At 38.7% G+C, this 15,251-nt stretch carries 11 protein-coding genes; 7 read left to right on the top strand and 4 right to left on the bottom strand.

Going from position 1 to position 15,251, the window contains the following annotated elements; genetic code table 11:
* Positions 1–29: 29 nt before the first annotated feature.
* From gyrB to dnaG, 5 genes are read left to right on the top strand one after another with little or no spacing between them, the layout of a single operon-like run.
* The gene (gene gyrB / locus EWU22_RS11485) at positions 30–1,997 is read left to right on the top strand and encodes a DNA topoisomerase (ATP-hydrolyzing) subunit B (protein WP_109323457.1); all 1,968 of its coding nucleotides are present in this window, start codon (positions 30–32) and stop codon (positions 1,995–1,997) included.
* A 3-nt stretch (positions 1,998–2,000) separates the two neighbouring features.
* The gene (locus tag EWU22_RS11480; protein ID WP_109323456.1) at positions 2,001–2,213 is read left to right on the top strand and encodes a hypothetical protein; all 213 of its coding nucleotides are present in this window, start codon (positions 2,001–2,003) and stop codon (positions 2,211–2,213) included.
* Between the two features lie 7 nt (positions 2,214–2,220).
* Positions 2,221–4,509: a polyphosphate kinase 1 gene (ppk1, locus tag EWU22_RS11475; protein WP_130925666.1), complete on the top strand. Its 2,289-nt coding sequence runs from the start codon at positions 2,221–2,223 to the stop codon at positions 4,507–4,509.
* Between the two features lie 26 nt (positions 4,510–4,535).
* Entirely contained in the window at positions 4,536–5,774 is a 1,239-nt protein-coding gene (locus EWU22_RS11470) for a NupC/NupG family nucleoside CNT transporter (protein ID WP_130925665.1), read from the top strand.
* Positions 5,775–5,778: 4 nt separating this feature from the next.
* Positions 5,779–7,743, top strand: a complete 1,965-nt coding sequence (gene dnaG, locus EWU22_RS11465) for a DNA primase (protein WP_130925664.1) — start codon at positions 5,779–5,781, stop codon at positions 7,741–7,743.
* Positions 7,744–7,918: 175 nt separating this feature from the next.
* On the opposite strand, the gene EWU22_RS11460 is transcribed toward dnaG, so the two are convergent.
* Genes EWU22_RS11460 through EWU22_RS11450 form a run of 3 tightly spaced genes read right to left on the bottom strand, consistent with a single transcriptional unit; the run spans position 7,919 to position 11,273 of the window.
* Positions 7,919–8,971, bottom strand: coding sequence for a sugar phosphate isomerase/epimerase family protein (locus EWU22_RS11460; protein ID WP_130925663.1), 1,053 nt, complete (start codon positions 8,969–8,971; stop codon positions 7,919–7,921).
* Positions 8,972–8,976: 5 nt separating this feature from the next.
* On the bottom strand, positions 8,977–10,122 hold the full coding sequence (locus tag EWU22_RS11455; protein WP_130925662.1) for a Gfo/Idh/MocA family protein: 1,146 nt from the start codon (positions 10,120–10,122) through the stop codon (positions 8,977–8,979).
* 11 nt (positions 10,123–10,133) lie between these two features.
* Positions 10,134–11,273 carry a Gfo/Idh/MocA family protein gene (locus EWU22_RS11450; RefSeq protein ID WP_130925892.1) on the bottom strand — a complete coding sequence of 380 codons (1,140 nt, stop codon included), beginning with the start codon at positions 11,271–11,273 and terminating at the stop codon, positions 10,134–10,136.
* A gap of 270 nt (positions 11,274–11,543) precedes the next feature.
* Between EWU22_RS11450 and EWU22_RS11445 the strand changes: the two genes are divergently transcribed.
* Positions 11,544–12,755 carry an MFS transporter gene (locus EWU22_RS11445; protein WP_109323450.1) on the top strand — a complete coding sequence of 404 codons (1,212 nt, stop codon included), beginning with the start codon at positions 11,544–11,546 and terminating at the stop codon, positions 12,753–12,755.
* A gap of 48 nt (positions 12,756–12,803) precedes the next feature.
* On the top strand, positions 12,804–13,379 hold the full coding sequence (locus tag EWU22_RS11440; protein WP_109323449.1) for a peptidylprolyl isomerase: 576 nt from the start codon (positions 12,804–12,806) through the stop codon (positions 13,377–13,379).
* Here EWU22_RS11440 and EWU22_RS11435 read toward each other — a convergent pair.
* Positions 13,363–15,054 (bottom strand): sodium:solute symporter, encoded by a 1,692-nt coding sequence (locus EWU22_RS11435; RefSeq protein WP_109323448.1) that lies wholly within the window; start codon positions 15,052–15,054, stop codon positions 13,363–13,365. The genes EWU22_RS11440 and EWU22_RS11435 overlap by 17 nt on opposite strands.
* Positions 15,055–15,251: the final 197 nt, after the last annotated feature.

Below are 15,251 nucleotides of genomic sequence, written 5' to 3'. Positions count from 1 at the left end.
TTCTTCATTTAACCCTTTTACACATCATTATGTCAGAAGCACAAGATTCGGCGGCTCAAGATAGAGCAAATTACGGTGCAGATAATATCCAAGTTTTAGAAGGTTTAGAGGCGGTTCGTAAGCGTCCATCCATGTACATCGGTGATACCGGATTTAAAGGTCTACATCACTTGATTTGGGAGGTTGTTGATAACTCCATTGATGAGGCATTAGCGGGTCATTGTGATTTGATTAAAGTAACCATTAATACCGATAATTCTATTTTGGTAGAAGATAATGGTCGTGGTATCCCAACAGGCATGCATACTAAGGAGAAGCGTTCAGCTTTGGAAGTAGTAATGACCGTGTTACACGCTGGGGGTAAATTTGATAAAGATACTTACAAGGTTTCAGGGGGTCTTCACGGGGTCGGTGTTTCCTGTGTGAATGCCTTATCTACTGATTTGAAGGTTACTGTTCAAAGAGAAGGAAAGATTTTCCAGCAAGAATATAAAATTGGTGTTCCTCAATATCCAGTAAAGGAAGTAGGTACAACAGATAAAACAGGTACTTCCGTTTTGTTTAAACCAGACGAAAGTATTTTTACCGTTACTGAATACAAATATGAAACTGTAGCTGGTCGTTTGCGTGAATTATCCTTTTTGAATGCTGGTATTCGCGTGTTTTTAACGGATTTGCGGGAGTTGGATGAAAATGGTGTAGCTAAATCGGAGGAGTTTTTCTCTGAAGGTGGTTTGCGTGAATTTGTCACTTATTTAGATGCTACTCGTGAGCCTTTATTTGCAGAGCCGATCTACATGGAAGGTGATAAAAATGGGGTTCCAGTTCAAGTCGCCATGTTGTATAATACCTCTTATTCTGAAAATGTGGTTTCCTATGTGAACAACATCAATACCATTGAAGGAGGTACCCACGTAGCTGGTTTTAGAGGTGCTTTGACTCGTACGTTGAAAAACTATGCGGATAAATCAGGTGCTTTAGAAAAGCTTAAGATTGATATTGCAGGAGATGATTTTAGAGAAGGCCTAACGGCTGTTATCTCCGTGAAAGTTGCTGAGCCTCAGTTTGAAGGACAAACCAAAACCAAATTGGGTAATGGAGAGGTATCAGGAGCGGTTTCTGCGGCTATGTCAGACATGTTAGAGTCATGGTTAGAAGAACATCCTAAAGAGGCTCGTCAGATTGTAGCTAAAGTTATTTTAGCGGCTCAAGCCAGACATGCTGCTCGTAAGGCACGTGAAATGGTTCAAAGAAAAACGGTTTTAGGTTCTAACTCGTTGCCTGGTAAACTGGCCGATTGCTCAGATTCTGATCCTGAAATTTGTGAGTTATACCTTGTCGAAGGAGACTCGGCGGGTGGTACTGCCAAGCAAGGACGTAATCGTGCATTTCAAGCTATCTTACCCTTGCGAGGTAAAATTTTGAACGTAGAAAAGGCTCAAGAATATCGTATCTATGAGAATGAGGAGATCAAAAATATGATGACCGCTTTGGGAGTCTTTTTTGGTAAGGATGGAGATGAGAAGGCCTTGAATATAGATAAATTACGTTATCACAAGATCATCATCATGACGGATGCTGACGTGGATGGAAGCCACATTCGTACCTTGATTTTGACATTCTTCTTCCGTTACATGCGTCCATTGGTGGATAATGGCTATATCTACATTGCTCAACCTCCATTGTACCAAGTGAAAAAAGGTCAAAATGTACGTTATGTATGGACTGAAAATCAACGTGATCAAGCCGTACAAGAATTAGCTGGCGGTGGTAAGGAAGATAATGTGGGTGTTCAGCGTTATAAAGGTTTGGGAGAGATGAATGCGGAGCAATTGTGGGAAACTACAATGAATCCAGAATCAAGAACCTTGAAGCAGGTAACCATCGATTCAGCCATTGAAGCAGATTTATTGTTCTCAATGTTGATGGGAGATGAAGTTGCGCCACGTAGAGATTTCATTGAAAAAAATGCTAAATACGCCAAAGTAGACGTTTAGAGTATGAAGTTTGATTTTAAGTCTTATCACGTTAGGGCCATCAATGCGGCCGACGAAGCTGAGAAAAATGCCATTAATCAAGAATTAAAGGACTTTTATGCCAGTTTAGACGAAGAGGAAAAGAAAGTTTTTAATGCAGAGCTTCAACGATATCTACTTCAAGAAGTAGGCCGATTGGGTTCAGATTATGAAGCGATTAAACAATCAAATGCCTAAATAAACAATGGATCATTCGAATAAAGCAGTCAAACATAGCGATACAAAAGATTCCTCCACAGGGAATCTTTTGTCATTACTAAAGCCTAAGAATTGGAAGATCAATTTGGTGGCTCCAAGAGACTCTTCTCGTAAAGTGGAAAAAGCAATGCAGAAATCGAAGGATATCATTGCTAAATCTAAGTTTATATCGAGGGATTTATCTTGGTTGAAGTTTGATGAACGTGTTCTAGATCAAGCTAGGGATAGTCAAAGAACCTTGTTTGATCGTCTAAAATTTTTAGCCATTACAGCTTCTAATTTAGATGAGTTTTTTACCATTCGAATTGGTTCATTATATAATTACATTGATTTCGGTAAAGAACGAACAGATTATTCAGGTTTAAGAGAAATTCCTTTTAAACAGACCTTAATCGCTGCAGCTCAAGAATTTAGTCAAGAAAAACATCGCTTGTTTGTTGAGGAGATTTTACCTCTTTTTCCTGAAAATGGTCTTCTAATGGCTAATTTAGATGATTTGACATCGGAAGAAATGCAAGAAGTGGAAACATATTTTCACCGGACTATTTACCCGATGTTAACGCCTATGGTTTTTGACCATACACATACTTTCCCAAGTTTGTTGGCCAAAACTTTGATTTTTGGAGTTGTTACAGTAGGGACATCAGATAAAAAAAACCACGGAAAGCATAAGTCGGAAAAAGACAAAAAGATTTCCTTTGTTCAAATTCCATTGAATTTGGCTCGTTTTTACGTGATTGAACGCGATGATAAAGTCTTGTTTTTACCCATTGAACAATTAATTCGTCATCATTTACAAGTTCTTTATCGTAATGTCGAAATTGAGTCTACCACCTTATTTCGTATTACTCGAAATGGAGATTTTGATGTGGTGGAGCATGAAGATGCTGAAATTGATTTCGTAGACGAGATTAAAAAGAAGATTAAAGACCGTCGTTTAGGCCGAGTAACTCGGGTAGAGGTGGAGAAGGAGCATTCTGAATTTCTTTTAGAAGAAATGTTAAAGCGCTGGTCATTAGAAAAGTCAGATATTTTCATCAAGTCATCCATTTTGGATTTTACAGCATTTTGGCAAATTGTCAAACACCCTGATTTTAAGGGGAAAATGGCTGCCAATCCCCCTGTAGTTCCAGCATTAGGATTGAAGTCGGTTAAGATTGATGATATTTTTGAAACCATGAAACGAGGTGATATTTTACTACATCACCCTTACAATAATTTTGATCCTGTAGTACAATTGCTGGATCAGGCGGCTGATGATCCTCATGTATTAGCGATTAAAATTACCTTATATCGTATTTCAAAGAATTCTCGTATTTCGCATGCTTTATTGCGCGCTGCCGAACAAGGTAAACACGTTTCGGTATTGTTTGAGGTAAAAGCACGTTTTGACGAGGAAAATAATATCCGAGAAGCCACCAAATTGCAAAAGGCAGGTTGCTTTGTGATTTATGGTATTCCAGGTTTGAAAACCCATACTAAATTATTGCAAGTCATTCGTAATGAAGGAAATTATGTGATGAGTTATGCGCATTTATCCTCTGGAAATTACAATGAGGATACGGCTAAGTTATATACTGATATAGGATTATTGACTACGGACAGTCGGATTACTCAAGATATTTCCGAGTTTTTCAATGTTATTACGGGGCATTCTATGCCGACCCATTATGAGCATTTGATTACGGCTCCTCGTGACATGCGTAATCGATTGTTGGAAATGATTCGTACAGAAATGGAGAATCATCAAAATGGCTTACCTTCTGGTATTTGCCTGAAAATCAATTCATTGCAAGACACTCAGACGATGGAAATGCTGTATGAAGCATCTCAAGCAGGTGTGCCCGTGTTGTTAATAGTTCGAGGGATTTGTTGTTTGAGACCTCAAAGAAAAGGTTTATCAGAAAATATCTACATCAAGTCCATTGTTGGGAATTATTTGGAACATACGCGTATATTTTATTTTCATAATGCTGGAGAGCCTAAGGTTTATGGAGGTTCTGCTGATGTCATGGTGCGTAGTTTTGATCGCCGAATCGAATCTTTGTTTGAATTGGTTAACCCAAGAGCCAAGAACATGGCCATTACCATTTTATTGTGGAATTTGAGAGATACTATAAATTCTTACGAAATGCAGGAAGATGGTTCTTATTGGAAGGTGGAAAGTAATGATCCATTCAATATACATCAGGCATTTTATGAAATAAAAGAAGATGATTTGGTTAGTCAATTGCCATTTGATCAATTTACAGTTACATTGGAAGGTAAAATTTAGGCATACACGAACATCAATATAACATTATGGAAAGATTTACGGGGCTATTGGGGATTATTTTAATTCTGGGAGTTTCATTTTTAATGTCAAACAACCGGAAGGCGATTAATTATCGTACAGTAGGTGTAGGCTTGCTTTTACAAGTATTTTTAGCCGTATTTATTCTTAAAACGGATACTGGTCAGGCAATTTTCCAATGGTTAGGAGATTCAATCAATACTTTATTAGGTCAAGCAGATAAAGGAGCTCAATTTGTGTTTGGGTCATTGGTTAATCGCGACTTGATGTCGCGTGCTTTTGGTTCAGGCAATGACTATATTTTCTTTTTCAAAGTAGTTCCAACCATCATTTTTGTGGCGGTATTGGTGAACATGTTTTATCACTTGGGCATATTGCAGCGTGTCGTTGCCGCTATCGGAAAGGTGGTTCACTGGTTGATGGGCGTTAGTGGAGCGGAGGCTTTATCCAATGTGGCTTCCACATTTGTTGGCCAGGTAGAGGCTCAAATCATGATAAAACCTTATTTGAAGAATATGACTAATAGTGAGCTGATGGCTTCCATGACAGGTAGTTTTGCTTGTATTGCGGGTGGTGTTATGGCGGTGTATATTTCATTAGGTGTGCCAGCGGCGTATTTATTGGCGGCTAGTTTAATGGCTGCTCCAGGAGCCTTAGTTATTTCAAAAATTATATTTCCAGAAACAGAGAAGTCAGAAACAGAGGGTGCTGTGAAATTGGAAAAACAAAAGTCACATGCCAATTTGGTGGACGCCATTGCTGCAGGAGCTAGTGAGGGATTAAAAGTAGGTTTGAATGTCATTGCTATGTTAATTGGTTTTATTGCCTTGATTGCCTTGGTGGATTTAGGCTTGGGTCATATTGGTAATTGGATTGGTATGCCAACTTTGTCCATGAATTTATTGTTAGGCAAAGTATTTTCTGTATTTGCCTTTGCGATGGGTGTACCATCAGCAGATATTGAAGTGGCTGGGGCCTTGATGGGTAAGAAGATGGTCGTGAATGAGTTTGTGGCCTATTTAGATATGATGAAGGTGAAGGATACTTTAAATTCTAAAACCATTGCTATTACCAGTTTTGCCTTGTGTGGTTTTGCCAATTTTAGCTCTGTGGCTATTCAAATTGGAGGTATTGGGGAATTAGCACCTTCTCGTAGAAGTGATTTAGCTAAATTAGGTTTTAAAGCCTTAATTGCAGGGACATTAGCTAGTTATTTATCTGCCACTTTAGCGGGTTTATTATTGTAATTTCATGCGTATTGATCCTGAAACCGTCGAACGAATCAAACAAGCGGCCGCTGTTGCGGACGTGGTGGGCGATTATGTGACGGTGAAGAAGAAAGGTGCCAACTATTGGGCTTGCTGTCCATTTCATGGGGAAAAGACTCCTTCTTTTTCCATATCTCCAAGTAAAGGAATCTATAAATGTTTCGGTTGTGGTAAAGCTGGAGATTCTGTCCGTTTTATCATGGATATTGAGGGCTTGGGGTATGGAGAGGCATTAAGGCATTTAGCCAAAAAATATGGCATAGACATTCAGGAAGAAGAATTAACAGATGACCAAATCGTTCGTCAGAACGAGCGGGAGAGTTTGTTGATCATTTTGGAATATGCCAAAGACTTTTTCAAAAAGCAGTTAATAGAATCTCCCGAGGGCAAATCCATTGCCATTCCCTATTTTAAAGAGCGGGGATTTTCAGATTCCACTTTGCAAACTTTTGACTTAGGCTATAGTCCTGAATCTTGGGATATCTTTTATAAAACAGCTATTAAGCATGGTTTTAGTCAAGAAATCATCGAAAAAGCAGGTTTAGTGACCCAGAAAAATGAAGAGGGGAAAGTTTATGATCGTTTTCGCAATCGTGTCATTTTTCCTATTCATAGTGTAGCAGGAAAAGTGATTGCCTTTGGCGCTCGAATATTAAAATCAGATACCAAAAATCAAGCCAAATACCTGAATTCTCCTGAGACGGAGGTTTACCATAAATCGGCCACTTTGTATGGTATTTCTCAGGCAAAAAATGAGATTAGAGCTAAGGATATTTGCTACTTAGTGGAAGGATATACCGATGTTATTTCCTTGCACCAAGCAGGCATTAAAAATGTGGTAGCCTCTTCAGGAACCTCATTGACAGTGGAACAAATTCGATTAATTGGTCGATTTACCCAGCATGTTACTGTATTGTACGATGGTGATTCCGCTGGAATCAAAGCTGCCTTACGAGGAATGGACTTGATCTTGGAAGAAGGGTTACAAGTTAATTTAGTTGTTTTCCCGGAAGGCCAAGATCCTGATAGCTTTGTTAGAAAGGTGGGTTATGAGGCATTTTTAGAATACATCAAATCAGAATCGAAGGATGTTATATCTTTTCAAGCCAATTTGTTTTTAAAGGAAGCAGGCGATGATCCTTTTAAGCGAGCTGAATTGATTAAGGAAATGGTTCAAAGTATTTCCAAGATTCCAGATGCCATTCAGCGTAGTTTATTTGTTCAAAAAACGGCTTCTCTAATGCGTTTGGATGAGGATGTGTTGTTGGCTGAATTGAATAAAATTCACTTAAAGAATCTGAAACAGCGGGGTGGGGCAGGAGCTAATGTTTCGGAACCAATTTCGAATCAAACTTGGCAGGAGATTCAAGAAATCATTGAACCTACGGGCCAAGCAGCGACTGAAACGCAATCAAATTTAGCTTATTATCAAGAGTCGGAATGCATACGATTATTGGTTAGTTTTGGTCATTTGGAAATTAGTCCGTCCAAGGCTCCAGGGGTCACTTTGATGCAGTATTTGATTGAAGAGTTGGAAGGAACACATTTTCAAACACCCCTTTTTGAAGAGATATTGGAGATATGTAAAGCGGAATTTAACCAACATCGCTTCCCTGCTCCTGAGTTTTATTTACATCACCAAAATGAAGAGATTCAAAAATTTGCCATAGATATCAGTGCTGGCAAGCATAGTTTATCAGATGTTTGGAAGGACAAGCATGATATTCGTGTGAAGTTGGAAGATGAAATGTTAGAGGATTTAGCTTTTAAAAATGTACTGCGTTTAAGAAAAGTGTATAACGATCAACATTTGCATGAGACCTTAGAGAAAATGGAATCTTTTCAGGGGGATGCGGATACTATGAATGCTTTATTATTAGACTTCATTCATTATAAGGAAATTCAAAAAAACATATCCCAAGAGCTGGGAACGGTGATTGAAAAATAACGTATTTTTCCCTAAGGCTGGCAGCGTTTGGAACGCTGACAGCCTTGCCGAAAGCTAGGGAATTTTAATCAAAAAAGACTTGTTGGAATTGATAAATAACTGCGGAAATCAGTTAATTGGTAATTCTAGAAATAAGACAATTTTATTTCTTTTAAAAGCATGAATCGCTTTATTCTTATAATCCTAATACACGCTTGTTGAACTCTTCATCAGCACCACCACCTGCAAAATCATCAAATACTTTTTCAGTAGCTTTGATAATGTGGTTAGCAATGAATGGAGCCCCTTCAGTAGCTCCTTGTACCGGATCTTTAATACAGCATTCCCATTCTAAAACAGCCCAACCATCGTAACCGTATTGAGTTAATTTAGAAAAGATACTTTTGAAATCCACTTGGCCATCTCCCAATGAACGGAATCTACCCGCACGGTTTACCCATGACTGATATCCTCCATAAACACCTTGTTTCCCTGTTGGGTTAAACTCAGCATCTTTCACATGGAACATTTTGATGCGCTCATGATAGAAGTCAATGTATTGCTTATAATCCAAAGCCTGTAAAACAAAGTGGGATGGATCGTACAATAAATTGGCACGCTTATGTCCTTTTACTGCATCCAAAAACATCTCATATGAAACCCCATCATGCAAATCTTCACCTGGGTGGATTTCATAACAAAGGTCTACTCCGCATTCATCAAATTGATTCAAAATAGGAGTCCAGCGACGTCCTAATTCAGCAAAACCTTGCTCAACCAAACCCGCAGGACGCTGAGGCCAAGGATATACCGTATGCCACATCAAGGCACCAGAAAAGGTAGCATGCGCGCTCAAACCTAAGTTTTCCGACGCTTTGGCTGCATACATCAATTGTTGAATAGCCCATTCAGTTCTAGCCTTTGGATTACCTTTCACTGAATCAGGAGCAAATCCATCAAACATGATGTCGTAAGCAGGATTTACAGCTACTAATTGTCCTTGTAAGTGTGTAGAAAGTTCGGTGATTTGCAAGCCTTTAGCTGCAAGCATTCCTTTCAATTCATCACAATATGTTTTCGATTCCGCCGCTTTTTGTAAATCGATGCAGCGAGGATCCCAAGATGGGATTTGAACTCCTTTATATCCTAAGCCCGCAGCCCAGGTTGTAATTCCGTCTAATGTATTAAATGGAGCCTCATCACCCAAAAATTGGGCTAAAAAGATAGCAGGTCCTTTGATGGTTTGCATAGTAATTAAATTTTAACCCACGCTTGTTTGCGGGTACTTTCAAGAATTTTTTCACAAATCAATAATTCACGGTATCCATCAGCAAAGGTTGGATAGCTTGGCTTTTCTGGTTGCTTGCCTTGCTCAATTGCCGCATAAACTTCCTTGAATAATTGCTTCGAAGTATCTGGGAAACCTTCATTATGTCCTCCAGGGAAAGTCATGATGGCTGAAGCTTCAGGATAGGCTAATGATGGATCACGCATCAATACTTGGTTCGCTTGATCTCTATTTCCTAACCAAACTTCGTTAGGAGCTTCTGAATTCCAAGCAAAAGTTTTCTTAGATCCTGAAATCTCTAATTTCAATTGGTTTTTACGTCCTGCAGATACTTGAGATACCGTAATAGATCCACGGTTGCCATTATCAAAACGTAATAACACGCTGGCATGATCTTCCGTTGTAATATTTACATCCGCATAATCTTCTGGTTGAAGCATTTTGCCCGAATATGTCTCAATGGCTTTCAATGGCTTCTTACGTGTAGGGTGTACCGTATTGAAATCGGCCATCACTTCTACCGTTTTTAAACCTGTGATGTATTCAATGATATCCATTAAGTGCGAACCAATATCAGCAATGGCACGTGAATCACCTGATTTATCTGGTTCTAAACGCCAGTTATAATCTGTTTCATAAAACAACCAATCTTGTAAATATGAACCAATGATAGAATATACATCTCCCAAATCTCCTTTTTCACGCATGGTTTTCATTTGACGTACCAAAGGATAGTAACGTAAATTGAAGTGAACCGCATTCACTTTACCTGACTTAGCAGCTAATTCCACTAATTCTTCTGCTTCATGCAAGTCTTTAGCCAATGGTTTTTCACAAACCACATGTTTGCCAGCTAATAAGGCAGCTTTCGACTGAGAGTAGTGTAAGAAGTTAGGAGTACAAATGTGTACGCATTCGATGTCATCTTGTTTCATTAATTCATCAAATGTATACCAACGAGGAATCCCCAATTGTTTGGCCTTAGCTTCTGCTAATTCAATGGTAACCTCACAAAGTGCAGCTACCTCCACATTCGGTAATCGTCTTAATGCCTCAATATGAGCAGGTCCAATAAAGCCTGTTCCTACGATTCCAACTTTAATTTTTGTCATGTTATTCTATATTAAATTTCAAATTTGGTCCACTTATTTGTATTGTCTCTGGATGATCTAACCACATTTTCAATGAATGCCATCCCTTTTATTCCTTCATCAATTCCTGGGAAATCGTACAAAGGATCTTGCTCTTTTCCCTCCCAACGTGCACGAAGAGCAAAAGCGAAATTGCGATATATATTAGCGAAGGTCTCAACGTATCCTTCTGGATGTCCTGCTGGTTGACGCGTGTGAGCTTGTGCTTGAGCAGAAAGACTTCCTACATTGGTACGTATTGTCCTACTACCTCCATTTCTGGATTTAATGATTAACGTATTTGGATCCATTTGATGCCAAACAATTCCGGCTTTTGAACCATACACTCGAATGTTTAAGTCGTTTTCTTCTCCATTACATATTTGACTGCAATGCAAAACGCCCCTAGCTCCGTTGTTATAGTGGATTAAGATATTGCCATCATCATCCAATTGACGACCATCTACAAAAATGGTTAAGTCAGCACATAATTCTTCAATATGTAAACCTGTGATGTATTCAGCTAAATTTTCAGCATGGGTTCCAATGTCACCAATGGCCCCAGCGGCTCCACAACGAGTCGGATCGGTTCTCCATGCCGCTTGCTTTTGACCAGTGGCTTCTACCAAATCAATTAACCAACCTTGTGGATATTCCACGATCACTTTTCTGATTTCGCCTAATTCACCTGAATCAACTAAATGTTTCGCTTCTTTAATCATAGGATAACCCGTATAATTATGCGTTAAAGCAAAAATTAACCCCGAAGCCTCAATGATTTTCTTTAATTCCTTTGCCTCTTCCAAATTTAAAGTAGCCGGCTTATCACAAACCACATGAAATCCATTTTCTAAAGCCATTTTGGCCGCAGGAAAATGCAAGTGATTTGGCGTAACGATGGATACAAAATCCATGCGCTCCCCTTCAGGTAATGCTTTTTCCTTCAGAATCATTTCTTCGTATGATCCATATACACGACTAGGTTCTAAATATAATGCAGCACCCGTTGCTTTGGATTTTTCAGCACTCGAGCTAAATGCACCACATACTAATTCTATTTCTCCATCTAATTGAGAACCACGACGATGAACAGCACCAATAAATGCTTCTAAACTACCACCAATCATCCCCATACGGATTTTTCTGCCTTGACGGTTTTTAGCCTGTGTGGAAGATCCTCCCTGAATCATATCTATATTGATTTAGATTTTTTTAAAAAATTGACTCTAAATATACTAATTTGAGCTAAAAGCGCTGTAGAATTAATGAAATATTAAAAATATTTTCAATTTAATAGGAAACTTTGAAAATCTTTTCGTTTTTTTGACATGATTTTTCTAATGTTAATTTTTAATTTTTCAAGAAAAAACGTTGTTTCACCCTTTAACTAAATCTAAACAACTATGAGTCAAACCATTAATGCAAATCGTCTATTTTATGCTAGCTGTTTTGCGCTTATCACGACGGCCTTCTCTTTTAGCATTAGAGCAGGTATTCTAACGCAGTTAGGAGCAGAATTAAGCTTAGATACTGTCCAATTAGGACATATCAACCAAATGTGGTTCTTAGGTTTCCCGATATCCATGATTCTTGGTGGGGTTTTCTATTCAGCCATTGGACCAAAATTGATCATGCAAATTGCCTTGATCGCCCACACCATTGGTATTTTATTAACTATTTATGCCACGGGTTATGATACTTTGTTGATTTCAACTTTATTGATTGGTTTAGGTAACGGATGTACAGAAGCAGCTTGTAATCCAATGATTGCTGATTCTTATTCAGGATTGGACTTTAACAGCAAATTGAATCGTTTTCACATGTGGTTCCCAGGTGGTATCGTGATTGGTTCATTGATTTCTAAATTTATGACGGATGCGTCTATGCCTTGGCAAGCGCAAATTTGGGTTATTTTGATCCCTACTGCTATTTATGCTGTGTTATTCTACGGCCAAGCTTTCCCTAAACCTCGTGCAGGTGCTGAGAATGCTTTGGATAGTTTCAAAGCTATGTTGAATCCATTATACTTATTCATGGCAGCATGTATGGCTTTAACAGCAATTTCTGAATTTGGTCCTCAGCAATGGGTTGGTCCAATCTTAGCTAAAGCTGGTGCTAGTCCTATGTTGATTTTAGCTCTTGTAACAGGTTTAATGGCGGTTGGTCGTTATTTCGCAGGTCCAATCATCCATAAATTAAATACAGTTGGTGTACTTTTAGGTTCTGCCATCTTTGGTGTTATTGGTTTATACATGATGTCTACTATGGACGGTTCTATGTTATACGTAGCAGCTGTATTTTTTGCCTTAGGTATTTGCTACTTCTGGCCAAACATGTTAGGATATGTAAGTGAGACAATGCCTCAAACTGGTGCGCTTGGATTATCAATCTTGGGTGGTATCGGTATGTTCTCTTCTTCTATGTTCCAACCTATCATTGGAGCTTGGATTCAAGAAAACAAAGTGGCAGCAGAAGCAACTGGTTTAGCTGGTGATGCAGCTGATTTGGCTGCTGGACAAGCTACTCTTTCTAATATGTTGATTTTCCCTGCTATCTTAATCGTAGCGTTTGTTGGATTATACTTCTTCGGAAAGAAAGTTAACCATTCTGCATAAACCAGATATTTAAATTAAATTAGGGGGCTTTTAGGCCCCCTTTTTTTTATGCGTATACTTATTTTATTTTTTGCCTTTTGTCTGTTTTCTTGTCAATCCAATTGGAATTTAGATCCCGTTCACGTAAAAGAATCTTTGCAAAAAGGAGCGGATCAATGGACTGAAAATAAGGTACTTGTCACTACTCGACTTGGGGATTTTGAAATGGAACTAGACCCTCGGACTCCCTTGCACCGACTGAATTTTATCCGTTTAGTAAAAATGGGTTATTTCGAAGATCGATATTTTTATCGAATCGTTTATGTGACAGGAATTCAAGGAGGAGGAGAGTATCGTGATCGATTGAATTATTTGGTTCCCGCAGAATATATCGACGAATTAAAGCCTGTACGGGGAAGTCTTGCCATGGCTCGTTATGACGAAGGAAACCCAGAACAAGCATCCTCTCCCAGCGAGTTTTTTATAGTTACTGATACCGAACAAGCAGCAAGATTTTATAAGAAATACGTGGTATTTGGTAAAGTAACAAAAGGAATGGCTGTTGTAGATTCCATCTTTAATGCCAAATCTTATGACGAAAAGCCGGTCATTCCAGTGAAGTTCGACATTAAGGTTTTGCCTTAGTTAGTTGACCAATGCTTTGGAAGATAAAAGCTAAAGCAACAACCATGACACAACCTAGCACGTTTAGCCACAAGAAAGCCATTAGGTCTATTTTCCAAGCATATATTACAAATGCTTCCGCTATTATTGCCGCCCAAAAAACATGAGACCCTTGTGTTTTAGGTAAGTAGAAGGCACATAAGAATACCCCCAAGATGGTTCCATAAAACCAGGAACCTAAGATGTTCACTACTTCGATTAAGCTGCCCATATTGACAGAAAATTGTGCCACAATCAAGCAGAAAATTCCCCAAGCCAAAGTAACTAATTTGGATGACCACCAATAATGTTCATTGCTGGCATGTTGGTTGATGAATCTTTGGTATATATCCACCATGACCGTGGAAGTCAATGAGCCAAAAGCTGAGGCCATGGAACCCATGGAAGCTAACAAGATCATGGCGATTAAAAAGCCCACTAATCCAATGGGTAAATGATCGACAATAAAACGAAGGAAGATATAATTGGTATCTTGACTTTCAGCTTTGCTACCTTGTGATTTCAATAATTCAACAGCTTTTTCCTTGACTTTAGCTTGTTGATCATGCAAATCCATGATCTTCGATTTCAAAGCTGGAATCTTGGCTGATTCTTCTTGAGAAATAGCCTGTATTAAAGCAGTTTCCGTCTGCTTTTTTTGAATGAAAATCTGTTTGTTTTCTTGATCAATGGCCTCATGCCCCTTGGCGGTACTCCAACTTAGCTCTGTACTTTTATTGAAAAATATGGGTGCCTGATTGAATTGGTAAAAAACAAAAACTAAAATACCGACCAATAGGATGAAAAATTGCATGGGGATTTTTAGAAAACCATTCAATAATAGACCTTTCTTACTTTCATTCGCTGTATGTCCAGTTAGATATCGACCTACTTGACTTTGGTCAGTGCCAAAATAGGAGAGCTGTAAAAAGAATCCACCAATGATACCTGACCAAATGGTATACCGATTATTGATGTCAAATTTCCAATCGATTAAATTGATTTTCCCCATTTTACCAGCAAGCTGTAAGGATTCCTTCATGCCTATTTCTTGGGGTAATGCTTGAATGATGTAAATGGCAGCAATGACCATGCCGGCTAAAACTACACCCATTTGCAATAATTGGGTGTAGGAAATGGTTTTGGAACCTCCGAATATACAATAGAAAGTTACTACTGCTGCAGTGATGCAATTGGTCCAAGTTAAATCCCACCCTAATAAAGTGGATAAGATAATGGATGGAGCTGCAATGGTGACTCCGGTTGATAAGGCCCGAGGAATTAAGAATAAAAAACTAGTTAAAATTCGTGTTTTTGAATCAAATCGCTCTTCTAGAAACTGGTAAGCCGTAAAAATCTTTAATTGATAATATTGAGGAATGAAGGTGACAGATAGCACAATCATGGCAATGGGTAGACCCAAATAAAATTGAACAAAACGCATGCCATCCGTATAGGCTTGTCCTGGTACCGATAAAAAAGTAATGGCAGAGGCCTGTGTGGCCATGACCGATAATAAAATGTGATACCAAGGTAGCTCACGATCTGCCAAAAGGAAGCCCTTTAATGAATGCTTAGCTTCTCGGCCTTTCCAACTTCCATAGAGCACAATTCCGCCGATGGTTAATAGTAGTACTATCCAGTCTAATTGATGCATGTTTATTGGAATATGGCGCTAAAAATCACAAAAAATAGAACGATGAATACCACGAATAGGCCAAGCAATAGATACCAAACTTTCCAATTGGTGTGATGGTGCGTTGTTTCTTGTTTCATGGTTGAATTGAATTTCTAAAAATAGCTCAGAAAAGCTTACAATTATCGCATTTAATCTTAAAAGCTGTTAAAATTTGC

Origin of the sequence: Aquirufa nivalisilvae, from assembly GCF_004307455.1 — a bacterium.
GTDB lineage: Bacteria > Bacteroidota > Bacteroidia > Cytophagales > Spirosomataceae > Aquirufa > Aquirufa nivalisilvae.
The sequence above is the reverse complement of the archived record's forward strand: the minus strand, read 5'-3'. Positions and strand labels throughout refer to the sequence as shown.